The sequence below is a fragment of the Duganella sp. S19_KUP01_CR8 genome, from assembly GCF_036688705.1.
GTDB lineage: Bacteria > Pseudomonadota > Gammaproteobacteria > Burkholderiales > Burkholderiaceae_D > Rugamonas.
This window is the reverse complement of the sequence record NZ_JAQQPR010000021.1, coordinates 27,523-46,211: the sequence shown is the minus strand read 5'-3', so window position 1 is coordinate 46,211 and position 18,689 is coordinate 27,523. Positions and strand designations below refer to the sequence as shown.

Here is an 18,689-nt window from a genome sequence, read left to right as displayed (position 1 = left end):
AAAAGCAATAGAATACTTGCGCACCCGCTTCAATGCCGGTGCGCTTTTTTTTTGCAGCCTGCCTTTCCTACCGAGGAGATTCCGCATGACCCTGTCCTTACGCCGCACCATCCTGGCGGCTTCGATTGCCCTGTTGTCCGCCAGCGGCGCGCTGCACGCCGCCGAGCCGGCCAAGTCCGTCAAATCCGATATCGCCATCCCCGATATCCCGTACACCAAGTTCGTGCTGAAGAACGGCCTCACCGTGCTGGTCCATGAAGACCACAAGACGCCGGTGGTGGCGGTCAACACCTGGTACCACGTCGGTTCCAAGAACGAGAAGGCCGGCAAGACCGGCTTCGCCCACCTGTTCGAACACCTGATGTTCAGCGGCAGCGACCACTTCAACCAGGGCACCTTCATCAACGCCATGGAGCGCATCGGCGCGACCAACCTGAACGGCACCACCAACACCGACCGCACCAACTATTTCGAGAACGTGCCGACCTCGATGCTGGACTACACCCTGTTCGCCGAGAGCGACCGCATGGGCCACCTGCTCGGCGTGCTGGACCAGAAGAAGCTGGACCTGCAGCGCGGCGTGGTGCAGAACGAAAAGCGCCAGGGCGAGAACCAGCCTTACGGCGTGGCCTACCAGCTGCTGACGGAAAACACCTGGCCGGCCGGCCACCCGTATTCGTGGACCGTGATCGGCTCGATGAAGGACCTGGACGCGGCCTCGATGACGGACGTGCAGGAATGGTTCAAGACCAACTACGGCCCGAACAATGTGACCCTGGTGCTGGCCGGCGACATCACGCCGGAACAGGCGCGCGAGAAGGTCGAGAAATACTACGGCGAGATCCCGGCCGGCCCGCCGCTGGCCAAGCATGAGGCGTGGATCGCCAAGCGCACCGGCACCCATCGCGGCACCGTGCAGGACCGCGTGCCGCAGGCGCGCATCTACCGCGTGTGGAACGTGCCGGGCGCGAACACCGCGACCGAGCCGCTGCTGGACCTGGCCGCGCACGTGCTGGGCGGCGGCAAGACCTCGCGCTTCTACAAGCGCCTGGTGTACAAGGACCAGCTGGCCACCAGTGCCAACGCCAGCAACGACTCGTCGGAAATCGCCGGCCAGTTCGACCTGACCCTGACCGCCCGTCCCGGCGTCGACACCCGCAAGCTGGAGCAGGCCGCCGACGAAGAGCTGCGCGCGCTGATGAAGTCCGGCCCCACCGCGGCCGAGCTGGAGATCGCCAAGACCGCGCTGCTGGCGCGCTACACCCGCATCGTCGAGCGCGTCGGCGGCTTCGGCGGCAAGAGCGACCTGCTGGCTTCCTGCAGCACCTACACCGGCAACCCGGACTGCTACAAGGACTACCTGAAGGCCATCAAGGCGGCCACGCCGGCCGCCATCAAGCAGGCCATGAACGAATGGCTGAGCGACGGCGACTACGTGCTGGACGTGCAGCCTTTCCCGACCAACCTGTCGGCCGGCGCCAAGCTGGACCGCAGCGCGCCGCCGACGCTGGGCCAGCCTGAATCGCTGAAGCTGCCGGCCATGCAGAGCGCGACCTTGTCGAACGGCCTGAAGGTGGTGCTGGCCGAGCGCCACAGCGCGCCGGTGGTCAACCTGTCGATGATGATCGACGCCGGCTACGCCTCCGACGCGCAGGACCTGCCCGGCCTGGCCAGCCTGTCGCTGCGCATGCTGGAAGAGGGCACGCCGACGCGCGGCTCGCTGAAGATCAGCGAAGAGTTCGAGGCGCTGGGCGCCGAGTACTCCGCCAACAGCAACCTGGACGGCGCCTTCGTGCAGCTCAACGCGCTCAAGGCCACGCTGCCGAAAGCGCTGGACATCTACGCCGACGTGCTGCTGCATCCGGCCTACGCCCAGAACGAGCTGGACCGCCTGAAGAAGGACCGGCTGGCGGCGATCGCGCGCGAGAAGAGCAATCCGCAATTGATGGCGCTGCGCGTGATGCCGGGCCTGATCTATGGCCAGGGCCATGCCTACGGCCTGCCGCTGACCGGCTCCGGCACCGAGGCCGCCGTGGCGCGCATCAGCCGCGACGACCTGGTCAAGTACCACCAGACCTGGTTCAAGCCCAACAACGCCACGCTGCTGGTGGTGGGCGACACCACGCTGGCGGAGATCACGCCGCTGCTGGAAAAAACCTTCGGCGGCTGGAAGGCCGGCGCGGTGCCCAAGAAGAACGTGGCCCAGGTCGCGCCGGCCGACAAGCCGGTGGTGTACCTGATGGACAAGCCGGGCGCGCTGCAAAGCGTGATCTACGCCGCGCAACTGGCGCCGCCGCGCAACGCGCCGGAAGCCGTGCCGCTGCAAGTGGTCAACAACATCTTCGGCGGCAGCTTCAGCTCGCGCATCAATATGAACCTGCGCGAAGACAAGCACTGGTCGTATGGCGTGAACGCCGGCCTGCAGCCGGCGGTGGGCCAGCGCCTGTACCTGAGCACCTCGCCGGTGCAGACCGACAAGACCGGCGCGGCCCTGCAGGAACTGGTGCAGGAATACGCCAACATCGCCGGCGCCAAGCCGATCACCGCGGCCGAGCTGAGCAGCGCGCAGGAAAACGAAACCCTGCGCCTGCCGGGTTCGTTCGAGACGGCCGGCCAGCTGGCCGGCGCCTACGGCACCATCCTGCAATACAAGCTGCCGGCCGACTACTTCAACACCTTCACCGGTACCGTGCTGGCGATGACGCCGGCGCAGGCCAACGCGCTGGCGGCGCGCACCATCACGCCCGGCAAGCTGACCTGGCTGGTGGTGGGTGACCTGAGCAAGGTGGAAGCCGGCGTGAGGGCCCTGAACCTGGGCGAAGTGCGCAAGATCGACGCCGACGGCAAGCCGGTCCAGTAAGTTTTAAATTCCTGTCTGAATCCCCGCCTTGTGCGGGGATTTTTTTTGTGGCGCGGATGCAGCGGAACATTTCCTTTGTTGCAACTTACGTTGTATTTTGATAATTTTAATGTACAGAATGCATCGAATGTGATCTACTTGAATCTCTTCTCCCACTTTGCAAGGAGCACCAGTTATGAACAAGAAGATCCTCGCCGCTCTGGTCGCGGCCTCGGCGGCATTGAGCATGGGGGGCGTCGCGCAGGCGGCGGCCAACCTGGTGGTCAACGGCAGTTTTGAAGATCCCGGCTTCAGCCTGCCGGCTGGATCCTACTGCTACCTGGGCGGCCCTTACGATTGCGGCAGCGTCAACGGCTGGACCGGCGGCTTCCCGCTGATGCTGACGAATAGCGGCCCATGGGGCAATCCGAACACGCCTGACGGCAATGTGCTGATCGGCATCCAGGGCACCAGCTTTATCCAGCAGACGCTGAACCTGGCCCCCGGCACCTACACGCTGTCCTGGATGGACGCCGGCCGCGGCAATTACGGCGGCCCGACCGAAGTCTATGAGGTCTCCGTCGGCGGCAACGTGATGAGCGTCGAGTCGGTCAACTACGGCGCGGGCTGGACGGCCAAGTCGTTGACCTTCAGCGCCGCCGGCGCCACCACGCTGAGCTTTGCCGGCCAGACCCAGTACGACGCCACCGCCTTCGTCGACAATGTCGCGGTCACCGCCGCCGTGCCGGAACCAGGCACCTACGCGATGCTGGTGGCCGGTCTCGGCCTGCTGGGAGTGGCGGCCCGCCGCCAACGCGCGCGCCGGACCAGCTAGCCTGAACCGCAGCACAGGAAAACCCCGCCGGCGTTGCGCCGGCGGGTTTTTTTTATGGCCGTGTAGTAAAAGATGAAAGTGTTGTCATAATTTCATGATAGTATTTAGTCATTCTTTTGCGCACGGGTAGATGAGCCATGAAGCTGCTGTACAAATTCAACCTGTTGCTGCTGCTGATATTTGGACTGGGCTGGCTGGCCACCGGCGCCATGACCCGCGATGTGCTGCGCGACAATGCCCGGCGCGAGGTGGTCTCCCACGCCAGCCTGATGATGGACGCCGCCATGGCCGCCCGCGAATACACCACCAACGAAGTCAAGCCGCTGCTGGCCGAGGGCATGCTGACGGCATTCCTGCCGCAGTCGGTGCCGTCCTACGCGGCCACGCAAAGCTTCAACAAGCTGCACCAGACGCACCCGGATTTCAGCTACAAGGAAGCGGCGCTCAACCCCACCAATCCGCGCGACCGGGTGGCCGACTGGGAGGCCGACGTGGTGCGGCAATTCCGCGACCACAGCGAACTGAAGGAAGTGATCGGCGACCGCCAGACGCCGTCCGGCCCGTCGCTCTACCTGGCGCGGCCGATCCGCATCAGCGACGGTCGCTGCCTGGCCTGCCACAGCACGCCGGCCGCCGCGCCGCAAACCATGAAGGCGCTGTACGGCGTCAACAACGGCTTCGGTTGGAAGCTGGGCGAGACCATCGGCAGCCAGATCGTATCGGTGCCGCTGGCGGTGCCGCAGCGCGAAGCCGAGCGCGCCTACACGCTGATCATGGGCGGCATGGCGCTGACCTTCGGCGCGCTGCTGCTGGCGCTCAACCTCATGTTCTACCTGCTGGTGCTGCGGCCGGTGCGGCGCATCAGCCACATCGCCGACGCCGTCAGCGCCGGCCGGATGGATGTCGAACCGTTCCCGGCCGGTGGCAGGGACGAGATCGCCGTGCTGGGCCAGGCCTTCAACCGCCTGCGCCGCAGCCTGGAAAAAGCCATGGCCTTGCTGGCCTGAGGCGCGCGATGGGCGTCGACGTTTTCCTTAGCCACTCTCATGTCGACAAGGTGTTTGCCGACGCCATCTGCCATCGGCTGGAGGCGGCCGACATCCGCTGCTGGGTGGCGCCGCGCGACATCCGTCCCGGCGACGACTGGGCCGAGTCCATCATCGACGCGATGGACCAGGCCAAGATGCTGGTGTTGATCTTTTCGGCCAGCGCCAACAATTCGCCGCAGGTGCGGCGCGAGGTCGAGCGCGCGGTCAACAAGGGCTTGATGGTGCTGCCGTTCCGCATCGAGAACGTGCCGCTGTCGAAGAGCCTGGAATACTTCATCAGCACCCAGCACTGGCTCGACGCCATCACCGGCGACCTGGAACAACACCTGGACGAATTGTGCCACTGCGTGGCGATGCTGCTGGAGCGCTTGCCGCCTGCGGCGTCGTCATCGCCGGCGGCGTCCGACACGGCGGCGGCGCCGGCCGCCACTGCCGCCATTGCAGCCATCACACCGGCCGCGCTGGAGGCGATCGAGCGCGCGCTGGCGCTGGAGCTGGGGCCGATCGCCAGCCTGCTGGTGCGGCGGGCGATGCTGGCCGCGCCGTCGCGCAACCAGCTGGTGGCGGCGCTGGCGCAGGAAATCGACGACGCCGCCGAACGCCAGCGCTTCCTTACCCGCTGCCATGCAGCCGGCTGACGAAGCACTCTCGCCATCCGCGCTGCCCTTCGTGGTGGCGATCTCCGGCCATCGCGACCTGCATCCGGACGACGTGCCGGTGGTGGCCGCCCAGCTGTACCAGGCTATCGAACTGATCGCGGCGGCGCTGCCGCACACGCCCATCCATTTTCTGACGGCCCTGGCCGACGGCGCCGACCAGCTGTTCGCCGAACAGGTACTGGCCTTGCAGCGCGCCTGCGCCGCGCGCGAGGGCGATGGCGGCCGCCGCATCGAGCTGGTGGTGGCCTTGCCTATGCCGTTCGACGACTACTGCCGCGAGCAGGCCGGCGGCGCGGCCGAGGCGCAGCGCGATCCGGCCGGGTTCGAGGCCGGCCGGCTGGCGTTTAGTGCGCGCTTCCAGCGCTACAGCGCCTGCGCCGGCAAGGTGTTCGTGATACCGCCGGCGCCGCCGGACGCGCTGCCCGGCACGCCGATGACGCCGACGACGCACGCAGAAGCGGCCTATGCGCAGCTGTCGCGCTACCTCGGCATCCACGCCCAGCTGCTGCTGGCGGTGTGGGATGGACAGAGCGGCGGCGAGCAGTTTCCGCGCCTGCCGGGCGGCACGCTGGACCTGGTGCATGCGCTGTTGCACGGCGTCGAACGCGATCCGCACCGGCGCAGCCGCCGCCGTTTCGCCGAACCGGCGCGCGGCAATCTGCTGCATATCTACAGCCGCCGCGCCCAGGCTTCGTCGGACGGTTTGCCTGCAGCGTCGGCGGCGGACGGCGCGCGGCTGCTGCGCGCGGGCGCGCGGGACGGCGAGGCAGTGGCGCATTGGGCTGCGCCGCAGCCGGAGTGGCCCGGCGTGCTGGCGCCACCGCTGCGCTCATGGCTGCGCGCGCCGATCCGCGCCTGCGAACGCTGGGCCGAATACCGCGCCTGGCGCGACGCCGTCGCCCACACCGAACGCCGGCTGGAACGCGCGCTCGATGCGCCGACGCTGGCGGTGCTGTACCGCGCGCATGCCGCCGGCCGCGAGATCGATCTGCTGAATCGCCTGCACCGGCAAGCGCTGCTGGCACACGACGGCGACACCGCGCGCCGCTACGCCGCCAGCCTGGAAGCCAGCGGCGGCGCTTTCCTGGCCAGTCTGGGACAGGGCGGGGCGGAGCAGGGGACTGCCGCCTTGAGCCCGGCCCTGACGCCGCTGCTGCAAGCCTTCCGCGTGGCCGACGTGCAGGCCGAGCGCGCCAAGCGCTGGTGGCGCTATCGCTGGCGCTTCATGGCGCTGGCGGTGATCATGGCTTCGGCCGCGCCGACGCTGCGCTTGACCAGCGCCATCCACGGCGAACTGGTGGAGTCGGTGGTGTACACCTCGGGCGCGATCTGCGCGGTCGGCACCTATCTGTGGGTGGCGCTGTCGCGCCGGCGCAATGCCTATCTGGACTACCGCGCGCTGGCCGAAGGCTTGCGCTGCCAGATGTACTGGCTGTGCGCCGGCGAGCCGTCGCTGGTGACCGACCACTGCGCGCAGCGCGCCGGCGGCGGCATGGGCTGGGTGCGCCAGGCGCTGGACGCCTGCCTGGTGGCGCCGCCGGTGCCGGGCCTGGCGGCGCGCGGCGTGCTGCGCGGCTGGATCGACGACCAGCGCGCCTACCTGAGCGGCGCCGGCAACCGCTGGCGGCGGCGCCAGCATGCGCGCGCTGTCGCGTTCGGCAACAACATGCTGCTCAGCGGCTTGATGATGTCGGTGACGGCGCTGGCGGTGGCGCTGGTGTTCGGCCACCGCCTGATGCTGCCGCTGATCCTGCTGCTGGCGGGCATGAAGCTGGCGACCGGCATCGGCGCCGCCTGGCTGTCGCTGGCCACCAAGATGGGCCACGGCGAAACGGCGGCCCAGGCCGAGCAGCTGCACAAGCTGTATGGCCGCGCCGACGCGGAACTGGTGCGCAGCGAGACGGCGCCGTGTTCGAACGCGGAAAAAGAACACCAGGCCCGCGACCTCGCGTTCGCACTGGGCAAGGCCGTGCTGGATGAAAACGCCGGCTGGCTGGCCGCCTACCAGCAGCGCCGCCTGAACTGGCACGGACGCTAAGCCGATACCGAAGCGCGTATCGGCGGCGCTCAAAATGTGATTGGAGGGATTTTCATTCGCCCCGTAGCATGCGATGAAAATATAACGAGAAGCGCCCCTCAATCGCACTGGAGACAACCATGAAGCGTCTACTGTCATGCATGGCCATGCTGTTCAGCATGGCCTGTTCAGCCTTTTCCGCGCACGCCGCCATCACCATGAACACCAGCGTGCAATACCAGATCAAGAACGTCAACAGCGGCCTGGTGCTGGGGATAGACGGCGCCAGCCAGGCGGCCGGTTCCAAGGTGGTCCAGTGGGCCGACAACGGCACCGCCGACCACCTGTGGCACTTCATGCCGATGGGGAATGGCCAGTACAACATCGAGAATATGCTGACGCACCAGGTGCTGGGCGTGGCCAGCGCCGGCACCGCCGACGGCGCGCAAATCGTCCAGTGGGCCGACAACGGCACCACGGACCACCTGTGGACCGTCACCCAGGCCGCCAGCGGCAACTTCCTGATCCAGAACGTCAACAGCGGCAAGTACCTGGAGGTGTTCCAGGCCAGCAACCTGAACACCGCCACCATCGACCAATGGGCGTTGACCGGCTGCACCTGCCAGGAATGGCAGCTGGTGAACACCAAGACCAGCCCCTACCCGGCGCCGCGCACCGTCAGCGGCGACGGCATCTTCGTCCACGACCCCTATATGTTGCGGGATGCCAGCGGCAAGTACTGGCTGTACGGCAGCCACCAGACGCTGGCCACCTCGACCGACCTGAATACCTTCACGCCGTACACCAACTGCACCACCACGCAGATGGGCGGTTATGCGCCGAACTGCCCGTCGATCGGACCGGACTTCAGCTCCTGGAGCGGCTTGCAGACGCCGAAGGGATGGAACAGCGGCGCCAACACCGACATCTGGGCGCCCAGCCTGCTGGTCGCGAACGGCACGTATTACCAGTACTACTCGATTCCCTATCTGCCGAGTTCGGGCGCCGAGGCGGTGATCGGCGTCGCCACCGGCAGCGCGCCGCAAGGGCCGTGGACCGACCGCGGCTTCGTCACCAAATCCTGGACCAGCACGACCACGCCGCCGTCGGGCTTCACGACGACCACCGACAACGCCATCGATCCGGCGCCGTTCACGGACGCCAGCGGCAACTGGTGGATGGCCTGGGGCTCGTGGACCGACGGCACCCACCTGATGCAGCTCAATCCCGCCACCGGCCTGAAGTCCACCACCAACACCACGGTCTATACGATCGCGCGGCGCGGCTCGCCGACGTCGGCCGAGGAGGGCCCGTTCATCTACTACTACAACGGTTTCTACTATTATTTTGCGCCGATCAACGCCTGCTGCAGCAGCACGTCGCCTTACCGTACCATCGTCGGCCGCTCGACCAGCGTGACCGGGCCTTATGTGGACCGCGGCGGCGTCGCCCTGACCGCCGGCGGCGGCACGATACTGCTCAGCACCCACGGCAACATCATCGGGCCGGGCGGCGGTAGCGTGTTCACCGACGCCGGCCACAACAACCGGCCGACCCTGGTCTATCACTACTACGACGGCAACAACAACGGCCGGCCCACGCTGGGCATCAACCCGCTCGGCTTCACCAGCGACGGCTGGCCCTACGTGATGGCGAACTAGGCCGGCGGCTCACAGCGTCTTGCTGCACAGCCGGAAGTCGGGGTCGTCCTCGTAGGGACGGATCTGGAAATCCAGGCTGGCCATCAGCTTGAGCATGCCGCTGTTCTTGCACAGCACCAGGCCGTCGATCTCGCTCAGGCCCTTGTCGCGCGCCACGTCCATGATGCCCAGCATCAGGCGCGTGCCCAGGCCCTGGCCGCTGTAGCGGTCGTCCACCAGCAGCGAGAATTCGCAGCTGCTGAGGTCGGGGTTGGCGATGTAGCGCGAGACGCCGATGATGCTGTCGGTCTCGACGAAGTCGCCGTCCGGGCCCGGCGCGCGCTGGGTCAGCACCGCCACCAGCGCCATCTCGCGGTCGTAGTCGATCAGCGTGTAGCGCGCCAGCATCGGCACCGACAGCTCGCGCAGCGATGAGGCGAAGCGGTAGTAGCGCGACTTCTCCGACAGGCCGCGCACCAGCTCCTGCAGCATCGAGGCGTCGTCCGGCTGCACCGGGCGCAGCGTGTACTGGCCGCCGCCGCGCATCGGCCATTCCTGGGTGTAGCTGGACGGGTAGGGCAGGATCGCCAGGTGGCCGTAGTCGTGCGCCGACGGCGGCGCGGCGTCGATCACGATGCGGGCGTCGACCGCCAGCGCGCCGTGCTCGTCGACGATCAGCGGGTTGATGTCCATCTCGCGCAGCTGCTGCAGCGCGCACACCATTTCCGACACCCGCAGCAGCATCTGCTCGACCGCCTCGCGCTGCACCGGCGGCGCGCCGCGCCATTCGCCCAGCATCCCGGCCGAGCGCACCCGGCCGATCAGGCGCTGCGCCAGGAACAGGTTCAGCGGCGGCAGCTCGACCGCGCGGTCGTTGATCAGCTCGATCATCGTGCCGCCCGCGCCGAAGGTGATCGCCGGCCCGAACAATTGGTCGGTGACGACGCCGATATACAGTTCGCGGCCGTTGCGCTTGCCGGCCATCTTCTGCACCGTGACGCCGTTGATCTGCGCCTCCGGCAGCAGGCGGCGCACGGTGGCCACCATGTCGCCGTAGGCGTCGCGCACGGCGGCGGCGTTGAGCAGGTTGAGCACCACGCCCTGCACGTCGGACTTGTGGGCGATGTCGGGCGAGTCGATCTTCAGCGCCACCGGGTAGCCCAGCTGGCTGGAGATCAGCATCGCCTCGCCGGCGCTGCGCGCCAAAATCGTTTGCGTGATCGGGATGTGGAAGGCCGCCAGCAGCGCCTTCGATTCCATTTCGGTGAGCACCTTGCGGCGCTCGGCCAGCACGCCCTCGATCAGCAGGCGGGCGCCGTCCAGGTCCGGCTGGGCCAGTTGCGACAGCGGCGGCGGCGTCTGGTGCAGCAGCTGCTGGTTCTGGTAGAACGAGGCGATGTTGGAAAAGCCGTCGACCGCCGCTTCCGGCGTGCGGAAGGTCGCCACGCCGGCGGCGTTGAGCAGCTGGCGCGCCTCGGCCACCTGGCGGTCGCCCATCCAGCATGTCAAGAGCGGCTTGCCGAGGCCGGCGTTGAGGGCGCCGACCGCCTGCGCCACCGCCGCCGGATCGCCGCTCAGCTTGGGCGAATAAATCACCAGGATGCCGTCCACCTGGCTGTCGTGGCCGCAGGCCTGGACCGCCGCGCTGAAGGCGGCGGCGTCGGCCTCTTCGGACAGGTCGAGCAGGTTGGCCAGCGTGGCGTGCGGCGGCAGCGAGGGCGCCAGCGCCTGCGCGCCGGCCTCGGACAGCGTCGCCAGTTGCAGGCCCAGCTCGGCGATCCAGTCGGCCGCCAGCACGCCGGGGCCGCCGCCGTTGGTGACCACGGCAAGGCGCGGGCCGACCGGACGGTAGCGCGAGGCCAGGCATTTGGCGGCCGAGAACAGTTGCACGAAAGTTTTTACCCGCACCGCGCCGGTGCGGCGCAGCGCGGCGTCGAACACCTCGTCGCTGGCGACGATGGCGCCGGAGTGGGTCAGCGCCGCCTGCGAGGCGGCCGCCACCTTGCCGGCCTTGAGCACCACCACCGGCTTGGTGTTGGCGGCGCCGCGCAGCGCCGACAGGAAGCGGCGGGCGTCGGTCACGCCCTCCATGTAGATGACGATGCTTTGCGTGGCCGGATCGGTGGCCAGGAAGTCCAGCGTCTGCGCCAGGTCGACGGCGGTGTTGGCGCCCAGCGAGACCACGGTGGAAAAGCCCACCGCGTTCTGGCTGCCCCAGTCGAGGATGGCCGAGGTCAGCGCGCCCGATTGCGAGATCAGCGCCAGGCTGCCCGGCTGCGCCAGCTGGCCGGCGACGCTGGCGTTGAGGTGCAGGCGCGGCCGCTGATAGCCCAGGCAGTTCGGCCCCAGCAGGTGGATGCCGTGCTTGCGGGCGATGCCGTGCAGCTCCCTGGCCAGCGCGCCGTCGACGCCGGCCGACAGGATCAGCGCGGCGCGGCACTGGATGCGGCCGGCCACTTCCAGCGCGAAGCTCAGTTCATCGTTGGGCAGGGCGATCACGGCCAGGTCGGCGCGCGAGTGGGCCAGGTCGGCCAACGTGCCGCTCATGCCGACGTCGAGGTAGGTCACCGGCCCGGTGTAGCCGCCTTGCTCCAGCTGGGCGCGGATGCCGCGGCCGTAGCAGGTCTGGCTGTCGGGCTGCTCGGCCTTGCCGGCGAACACCACGATGGACTTGGGCGAGAACAGCGGCGTCAGGTAGTGGGTTTCCATGGATGCTTTCGTAAGGGCTTAGTCGTCCATGCCCAGCAGGACCTTGACATGGGCGGCGGCGCTGCGCGCCAGCGACGACAGCTCGTAGCCGCCCTCCAGGCAGGAGACGATGCGGCCCTGGCTGTGGCGCGCGGCGACGGCGACGATCTGTTTGGTGATCCACGCGTAGTCGGCTTCGACCAGGCCGAGATTGCCCATGTCGTCGTCGCGGTGGCCGTCGAAGCCGGCCGAGATGAAGATCAGCTGCGGGCGGAAGCGCTCCAGCGCCGGCAGCCATCGTTCGCTCACGGCCCGGCGCATCAGCTCGCCGCCGGAGCGGGCCGGCAGCGCCACGTTGACCATGTTGGCGCCGCGCGGCGTGTTGCCGCAGAAGGGATACAGCTGGTCTTCGAAGATGGAGCACATCAGCACGCGCTCGTCGTCGCGCAGGATGTCCTCGCTGCCGTTGCCGTGGTGGACGTCGAAATCGACCAGCGCCACCCGTTCCAGGCCGTGCACATTGAGCGCGTGGCGGATGCCGACGGCGACATTGTTGAAGAAGCAGAAGCCGCCGGCGGCCGCGTGCTCGGCATGGTGGCCGGGCGGGCGCACATTGCAGAAGGCGGTGCCGGCGCCTTCGGTCAGCACCAGGTCGGTGGCCAGCACGGCCGCGCCGGCGGCCCGCAGCGCGGCCCGGTAGGTATGCGGGTTCATGCTGGTGTCCGGGTCGACCTGCACCGAGCCGTCCAGCGGCGAGAGCGCGGCGAGGTCGTGGATGTACTGGGTGGTGTGCGCCTGCGCCAGCTGCTGTTCGGTGGCCAGCGGCGCCTCGCAGGGCTGCATGAAGTCCAGCAGGCCTTTGATCAGCAACATATCGCTGATCGCGCCGATGCGCTCGGGGCATTCGGGATGCTGGTCGCCCATGGCGTGTTTCAGGCAGTCCGGGTGCGAGATATAGGCTGGCAGCATCGTGACCTTGGTTGGCGTTGACGAGGATGAACCGAATATAACTTGAATCGAGTGTAATGAGCTCAATCAAATTTTTCGTTGATCCAAGTCAAAGTCTACGCTATGCGGCGACCGGGCTGCGCAGCGCGGCCGCTTGCCGTTGCTTGGCCCCCAGCACCAGGATCCAGAAGGCAAACGCCACTTCGCCCAATTGGCAAGGGAAGGCCAGGCCGGCGACCAGGTCGTTGTATTCCGGCTGCAGCAGGCCGGCGTAGCTCAGCGCCAGGTAGGCGAAACCGTTGATGGTCAGCCATACCGCCAGGAAGCGCGGCAGGAAACCGCTGCGATACACCAGCGCCGCCAGCGGGAACAGCCACAGGCCCCAGAAGATTTCCGACGCAAACGTCATCATGCTGTGCACCCGCAGGAACAGCGTCGCCAGTCCGGCGCGCTGGGCCTGGTCGAACGCGGCCAAAAAGTCGGGGCCTTGCACCAGGATCAGCGTGGCCATGTCGTTGAGCGTGTTGAAGAAGTACAGCGGCGTGTCCATGAAGCCCAGCATCAGCATCAGCAAGGCGGTGTTCTTGTGCACGTCGCGGAACAGTCGATACAGCGTGAAGGTCAGCACCAGGCTGACCGCGCCGGTCACCAGGTCGCCGGCTATGCCCAGGCGGAACAGCAGTTCATTACTGGCGATGGCGTGGATGGTGGCGGCGGCATCACCGCTGACGAACAGCTTGCTCGGGATGTAGACCAGGCGCAGCGGCGCGATCAGTATCACCAGCAGATAGAAGAAACCCGCGATCCTGGCGTTTTTGCTGAGGGTGTTCATGCGCTTGCCTTTTTAGAGTGAGGTTGAGATTTCATGTGTCAACAATATCTGACATATGAAAGTCAGGCAAGCTAAATTTGATATTAATTTAGTCATGTTGGCGGAAACGTGCTTTCGCGCTGCAAGTGGCAAATCTTGACGCTGTACTCGGAAAAAAAGCTGCCGCGTCCCATCTTTTTGGCTGCCACGTGTTCCGGGTGAGTCGCCCACGTGCGCATTGCCTGCTCGGTTGCAAACTCGACGATGGTGACGCGCTCGCCATCCTGGGCGGTAAATCCCTTGTGCGACAGGTGGCCGGGGATGCCCTTGGCCAGCATGCTCATCCGGTTCGCCCATTGCTGGTACTCGGCCTGGTGCTCGGGGTTCAAACGCGATCTGAAGACGACAACGATCATTTTCTGGCTCCTTAATTTGGGTGGTGCGGGAATGATAGGCAGCTGCGGTGAATAAGCAAAGCGAATGATTTTGATAGAATCTATCAATTATCTTGATGGGGTGCCGACGTGGAAAACGATATCGACATTGCGCTGCTGCGCGCTTTCCTCGCGATTGCCGAAGGCGGCAGCTTCACGGCCGCTTCGCGCAGGCTGAACCTGACGCAGTCGGCGGTCAGCATGCAGATCAAGCGTCTGGAAGACATCGCCGGCGGCGCGCTGTTCGAGCGCAATTCCCGCAACGTGACCCTGAACCGGCGCGGCGAGCTGTTGCACAGCCATGCCCGGCGCATGGTTACGCTCAACGACGAAACGCTGGCCCGCATGCGCGACGAGTGCTTTACCGGGCTGGTCAGGGTAGGGGCCATCGAAGACTACGCCGTGCATGCCTTGCCGGGCATCCTGGCGCAGTTCATGGCGACCCATCCGACCGTCGCGGTGGAGGTCGAGACCGGTTTTAGCCGGGCCTTGCTCGATCGCTTGGGCGATGAATTCGACATGGTGCTGGCGATGCACCCGGCAGGCGCGGCGCGCGGCGAGGTGGTGCGCAGCGAGCGCGCGGTATGGCTGGGGTCGCGCCTCCATGGCTGCCATGCGCAGGCCGTGCTGCCGCTGGCTTTGCATCCGCCGGGTTGCCAATTCAGGGCGGCGGCCTTGGCGGCGCTGGACCAGGCCGGACGGCGCTGGCGCCCGGCCTACATGTCGCAAAGCCTGGGCGCCATCGACGGCGCGGTCGACGCGGGACTGGCCATCACGGTGGGCAAAGCAGGATTCCAGGCGAAGGGCCTGGACATCCTGACCGAGGCCGATGGCCTGCCGCCGCTGCCGTCCTTCGAGATCGCCCTGCATCGCGCTCCGCGGCGGGAAAACGCCGGCGCGAACGCGTTGGCCGAGCTTCTGCTCACGCGTTTGCAATCGATATAAACGATTTAGCTTAAATGGGCTGCGATGTCAGGTGTGGTACTATTTTTGCAATCTTATTCGCCTCCACGAAGGAAAGTTCCATGCTGCTTAAGAAATATCTCGCCGCCTTGCTTTGGCTTCCTTGCCTTGCTGGCTTGGCGAATACAGATGACGCCAACAAATCGGCCCGGCAATTGATCCAGCAGGCGATGAAGGAGCAAGGCATCCCTGGCTTGCAGTTCGTGGTCATCAAAGACGAGCAAGTGGTCCTGTCCGAAACTTATGGCCTGTCGAATGTGGAGAACCATGTGCCGGCCACCAGCACGACGCTGTTTCCCATTAACTCCGCGACCAAGACCTTTACCGGCGTCGCCATGATGCAGTTGGCCGAGGCTGGACTGGTCGACCTCAACGCCCCGGTCTCCCGCTACCTCGATGACCTGCCCGAGGCTTGGCGCGGCATCCGCATCCGCCAATTGCTAGGCCATACGTCGGGACTGCCCGACGTCGTCGACCAGAAAGGCATGATCGGAGGGGGCAGCGAGCGGGATGCGTGGAAGTTGGTGAGGGGGCTGCCGATGGATGCGGCCGTTGGTGCTCAATTCTCCTACAACCAGACCAACTACGGTTTGCTGGCGCAGGTCATTGCCAAGCAGGGAAAAGTGCCGTACGAGCAGTATCTGGCCAAGCATCAGTTCGGCCCTGCCAACATGCCCTTGTCGACGTTCGGCGACAGCTATGACCTGATCCCCAATGCCGCGACGATCTATAGCTACTCGCCACGGGGAACCCTGGCCAAGGATGACGACCATCGGTTGTCCCGCTGGATGTACGAGATGCCGTATGGCCTATGGGCAGGCGGCGGCATCCAGACCACCGCCGATGAAGTCGCGCGCTGGCTGATCGCGCTCTCGAAGGGCAAGCTGATCAGCAAAGCCAATGTCAGGAATATGTGGATACCGGAAAAACTGAACAGCGGAGCCGACGGCGACTGGGCGGCCGGATGGCCGGTACTGCAAAGCTCTCCCGAGCGGCAAGTGGCAGGCATCGGCGGCGCCCGTGCCGCGTTTATCGTCTATCCGGACGAGGGCCTGGCCATCATTGTGCTGACCAACCTCGCGGGAGCGAATCCCCAGCGCTTGATACCGCGAATAGCCCAGCTCTACAAGAAATAAGTGCCGCGTCAGACAACCGGAATGGCGTAGCGCATCTGCGAGCGCTCGGACAGCGGATCGAAGCTGGCATCGTAGATTTCCAGGTCGGGGCCGCCGCTATGGCGGTGCCCGGATTGGCATAGCCAGTTCGAATAAATGAAGTCGACAGTACGGTCGACCAGCTTGCCCAGGCCGCAGTGCAGAAACGTCGCATACTGCGCCGCCGGGATTTCGATACGCTGCATGCCGGCTGGCAGCGAGTCCGCTTGCCGCACTTCGATGGCGGCGTAGTACTCGAGTTCGTCGGAGTCGCCTGATACCGGCCACACCACGCCATAGCAGTATCCCGGCACGGTATGTTCCACCTCGCCGAGTCGCGCGATGAAGCATTCCCACAAGCGGGGCAATTGCTGGCCCAAATTGTTCTTGTCCGAGTCGCTGCCGTAAAAGCGCGTGTGCATGCCAACCAGCACCATCGCCGGCCGCGCGCCCAGCTCGGGAACATGCTCCATGTTTTGGTGCAGATGGAGTAGATAGTCTCCGTCCATCTTCAGCTTGCGCACGATAAGATTGCGCCGTCCGCGCCGGCGGAATTCATTGGGCGTCAGCGCGTAGCGTTCCTTGAATGCCCGCGTGAACGCCTCCTGGCTCTGGTAGCCGGCCAGGAGGGCGATATCGAGTATGCCTAAACGCGATTCCAGCAATTTTTCGAGGGCGTTGGCGAGGCGGCGCGCGCGGATATAGTCCTTGAGCGTTTCCTTGGTCAGCGCCTTGAAAATACGCTGATAGTGCCATTGGCTTAAACCTGCTTCGCGCGCCACGCTGGCCAGTGGAATGTCTTCCTCCAGATAGGTTTCGATGAAGTCGATGCCTTGCTAGATCTGATACAGGTAATTCACTGGCGCTCCATTGCAGTTTCAGGTATCGAAGAAGCCCGTCACTGTCACGAGCCGGCCGGCGTCATTGTAGTGGCCTACGCTGACGCCATCGCCAATGATCTTGCCTTGGGCGTCCAGCATATCCCACTGCGCGACACTCTGCCCGTGGAGCGTGCGGAAGCGGCGCGTGACAAAATGACCGCCGGGTACTTGCTGATGGAAATTCGCCATGTAGGCAAGCAGTTCATCCCAGCCGCTGACTTTGATCAGTGGGTCCTGATAAGAACATTCGCGCGCCAGACTGGCTCCGATCAGGGCGCGCTTGTCGTCGACGTTTTCCGCCTTCCAGGCGGAAGCGTAGGTTTCCCAAATTTGATGGTGATCGATTTGCATGGTGGCTTCCTGGTTGATTGGCAAGGCATGCATGATGCGACCAGGCGGCGCTTTGGTTTTGATATTTTGTGCTGTCGCGGCGCGAGGACCTCAGTTACGTTTCAAATTTTTTCCAAAAAAATCAACCACCGAGCTGTTGAACGTTTGGTGAAACGCCACTCTGTCAAAGCCGGGATCGCTTTTGCAAATGGCAGGGGCAATGTTCGCGAGTGCAGCACTGCAAGGCGGCAGGAAGTCAAAATGGCCAGCTTTCGACACCACCTGGTAGTCTGGTGCCTCCGGCAGAGCCTGCCGAACTGCTTCGGCATAGCGAGGGTGCGGCAGGATGGTGTCGTCCCCGGCACGCCACAGCTGCACCGGTATCTTGACGTTTTTCAGCCCATCCGGCGAGAGCGTGAACCCCAGCGCCGGAGCCGCCACAACCGCAGCCTTGATGCGATGATCTTGCGCAAGGCTTGTATCGGGCAGCGCAATACCAGCCTGCCCGGTCTTCGCCATCAACTGGCAAACAAAATCTGCTGGATGTTCGTGGCACATCGGGCCCACCTTGGAGAAATCTGCAAGCCCGCCGATGCTTGCCAGCGTTGTAAAGCCGCCGGCAGAAAAGCCGAACATCCCGACGCGTGCTGAATCGATGGTGGCGCGGCCGTCCCAGCTTGACAGCATATGGTCAATCACACGGCTCATTTGCCTGGGGCGATCCATGATGTAGACGCTGCGGCTCTTATCGGCATAATTGTCGCCCGTGTGGGTGACGGCCGCAACGACATAGCCCGCGTCAGCCAAGGCAATGGCCGTATCGTAGTGCTCCAGGAACGAGCCTCCGGTGCCGTGCGACATCACCACCAACGGCAATGCGTGTCCTTCTACTGCGCCGTTGAACGCCACCGACATCGTTGTTGCTCCCATGGACATGGACTTCGGTGCTGCCTGGCTCGGATACCAGATGCCGATCTCCAGCGGCTTGCCGTTGGGATCGGCGGCAAACCCGTGCTGGAATCCAGCTGCATGGACGCACGTGGTGGAAAGTGTCATGGCTAGAGTCGCCACAGCAGACAACACGGCTAATTTCAAACTTTTCATGGATGGTCCCTGAGGAAGGTGGCAGTCATCAAATGCAGCGTCATCCCGATATGCCCAGAATGCCGTGCAGATAGGCGACATGCTGGTCAAATGCGGCTCTTCCGCTGGCGGAAATGGCGATACGCGTGCGCGGTTTTTTCCCCATAAAGTCTTTCTCGACCACGACGTAGCCGGCCTTTTCCAATGTGCCGATGTGCGCGCCGAGGTTGCCTTCCGTGGCCTCCACGATCGCGCGTAAACGCACGAACTCAAGCTGTTCACCGTGCGGCAAAGCTTTGAGCGTCGCCATGATTTTTAACCGAACAGGCTGATGGATGATGTCGTCGAATTGGGCCAT

16 protein-coding genes are annotated in these 18,689 nt (G+C 65.3%); 8 read left to right on the top strand and 8 right to left on the bottom strand.

Annotated elements, in window-relative coordinates; genetic code table 11:
* Nucleotides 1-85: 85 nt before the first annotated feature.
* The 6 genes from V6M89_RS20660 to V6M89_RS20635 all read left to right on the top strand — a co-directional run bounded on the left by V6M89_RS20660 (nucleotide 86) and on the right by V6M89_RS20635 (nucleotide 9,060).
* Nucleotides 86-2,860, top strand: a complete 2,775-nt coding sequence (locus tag V6M89_RS20660; RefSeq protein ID WP_332854934.1) for a M16 family metallopeptidase — start codon at nucleotides 86-88, stop codon at nucleotides 2,858-2,860.
* Nucleotides 2,861-3,035: 175 nt separating this feature from the next.
* Entirely contained in the window at nucleotides 3,036-3,674 is a 639-nt protein-coding gene (locus tag V6M89_RS20655) for an FxDxF family PEP-CTERM protein (RefSeq protein WP_332854933.1), read from the top strand.
* Nucleotides 3,675-3,811: 137 nt separating this feature from the next.
* On the top strand, nucleotides 3,812-4,681 hold the full coding sequence (locus V6M89_RS20650; protein WP_332854932.1) for a Tll0287-like domain-containing protein: 870 nt from the start codon (nucleotides 3,812-3,814) through the stop codon (nucleotides 4,679-4,681).
* 8 nt (nucleotides 4,682-4,689) lie between these two features.
* On the top strand, nucleotides 4,690-5,361 hold the full coding sequence (locus tag V6M89_RS20645) for a toll/interleukin-1 receptor domain-containing protein (RefSeq protein WP_332854931.1): 672 nt from the start codon (nucleotides 4,690-4,692) through the stop codon (nucleotides 5,359-5,361).
* On the top strand, nucleotides 5,348-7,420 hold the full coding sequence (locus V6M89_RS20640; protein ID WP_332854930.1) for a hypothetical protein: 2,073 nt from the start codon (nucleotides 5,348-5,350) through the stop codon (nucleotides 7,418-7,420). The genes V6M89_RS20645 and V6M89_RS20640 overlap by 14 nt, the downstream gene beginning before the upstream one ends.
* A gap of 119 nt (nucleotides 7,421-7,539) precedes the next feature.
* A complete protein-coding gene (locus V6M89_RS20635) occupies nucleotides 7,540-9,060 on the top strand; it encodes a family 43 glycosylhydrolase (protein WP_332854929.1) in 1,521 nt (506 codons plus the stop codon).
* Between the two features lie 9 nt (nucleotides 9,061-9,069).
* On the opposite strand, the gene V6M89_RS20630 is transcribed toward V6M89_RS20635, so the two are convergent.
* The 4 genes from V6M89_RS20630 to V6M89_RS20615 all read right to left on the bottom strand — a co-directional run bounded on the left by V6M89_RS20630 (nucleotide 9,070) and on the right by V6M89_RS20615 (nucleotide 13,902).
* Entirely contained in the window at nucleotides 9,070-11,748 is a 2,679-nt protein-coding gene (locus V6M89_RS20630; RefSeq protein ID WP_332854928.1) for a bifunctional acetate--CoA ligase family protein/GNAT family N-acetyltransferase, read from the bottom strand.
* An 18-nt stretch (nucleotides 11,749-11,766) separates the two neighbouring features.
* The gene (locus tag V6M89_RS20625; RefSeq protein WP_332854927.1) at nucleotides 11,767-12,696 is read right to left on the bottom strand and encodes a histone deacetylase family protein; all 930 of its coding nucleotides are present in this window, start codon (nucleotides 12,694-12,696) and stop codon (nucleotides 11,767-11,769) included.
* 100 nt (nucleotides 12,697-12,796) lie between these two features.
* The gene (locus tag V6M89_RS20620) at nucleotides 12,797-13,507 is read right to left on the bottom strand and encodes a DUF4386 domain-containing protein (RefSeq protein ID WP_332854926.1); all 711 of its coding nucleotides are present in this window, start codon (nucleotides 13,505-13,507) and stop codon (nucleotides 12,797-12,799) included.
* 92 nt (nucleotides 13,508-13,599) lie between these two features.
* The gene (locus tag V6M89_RS20615; protein WP_332854925.1) at nucleotides 13,600-13,902 is read right to left on the bottom strand and encodes an antibiotic biosynthesis monooxygenase family protein; all 303 of its coding nucleotides are present in this window, start codon (nucleotides 13,900-13,902) and stop codon (nucleotides 13,600-13,602) included.
* A gap of 108 nt (nucleotides 13,903-14,010) precedes the next feature.
* On the opposite strand from V6M89_RS20615, the gene V6M89_RS20610 reads away from it, so the two are divergent.
* Nucleotides 14,011-14,865, top strand: a complete 855-nt coding sequence (locus V6M89_RS20610) for a LysR family transcriptional regulator (RefSeq protein ID WP_332854924.1) — start codon at nucleotides 14,011-14,013, stop codon at nucleotides 14,863-14,865.
* Nucleotides 14,866-14,945: 80 nt separating this feature from the next.
* A complete protein-coding gene (locus V6M89_RS20605; protein WP_332854923.1) occupies nucleotides 14,946-16,019 on the top strand; it encodes a serine hydrolase domain-containing protein in 1,074 nt (357 codons plus the stop codon).
* A gap of 8 nt (nucleotides 16,020-16,027) precedes the next feature.
* Here V6M89_RS20605 and V6M89_RS20600 read toward each other — a convergent pair whose 3' ends face one another.
* From V6M89_RS20600 to V6M89_RS20585, 4 genes are all read right to left on the bottom strand, one after another.
* A complete protein-coding gene (locus tag V6M89_RS20600) occupies nucleotides 16,028-16,819 on the bottom strand; it encodes an AraC family transcriptional regulator (RefSeq protein ID WP_332854922.1) in 792 nt (263 codons plus the stop codon).
* Nucleotides 16,820-16,915: 96 nt separating this feature from the next.
* Nucleotides 16,916-17,269, bottom strand: coding sequence for a nuclear transport factor 2 family protein (locus tag V6M89_RS20595; protein WP_332854921.1), 354 nt, complete (start codon nucleotides 17,267-17,269; stop codon nucleotides 16,916-16,918).
* Nucleotides 17,270-17,359: 90 nt separating this feature from the next.
* Nucleotides 17,360-18,352, bottom strand: coding sequence for an alpha/beta hydrolase family protein (locus tag V6M89_RS20590; protein WP_332854920.1), 993 nt, complete (start codon nucleotides 18,350-18,352; stop codon nucleotides 17,360-17,362).
* 40 nt (nucleotides 18,353-18,392) lie between these two features.
* Entirely contained in the window at nucleotides 18,393-18,689 is a 297-nt protein-coding gene (locus V6M89_RS20585) for a winged helix-turn-helix domain-containing protein (RefSeq protein ID WP_332854919.1), read from the bottom strand.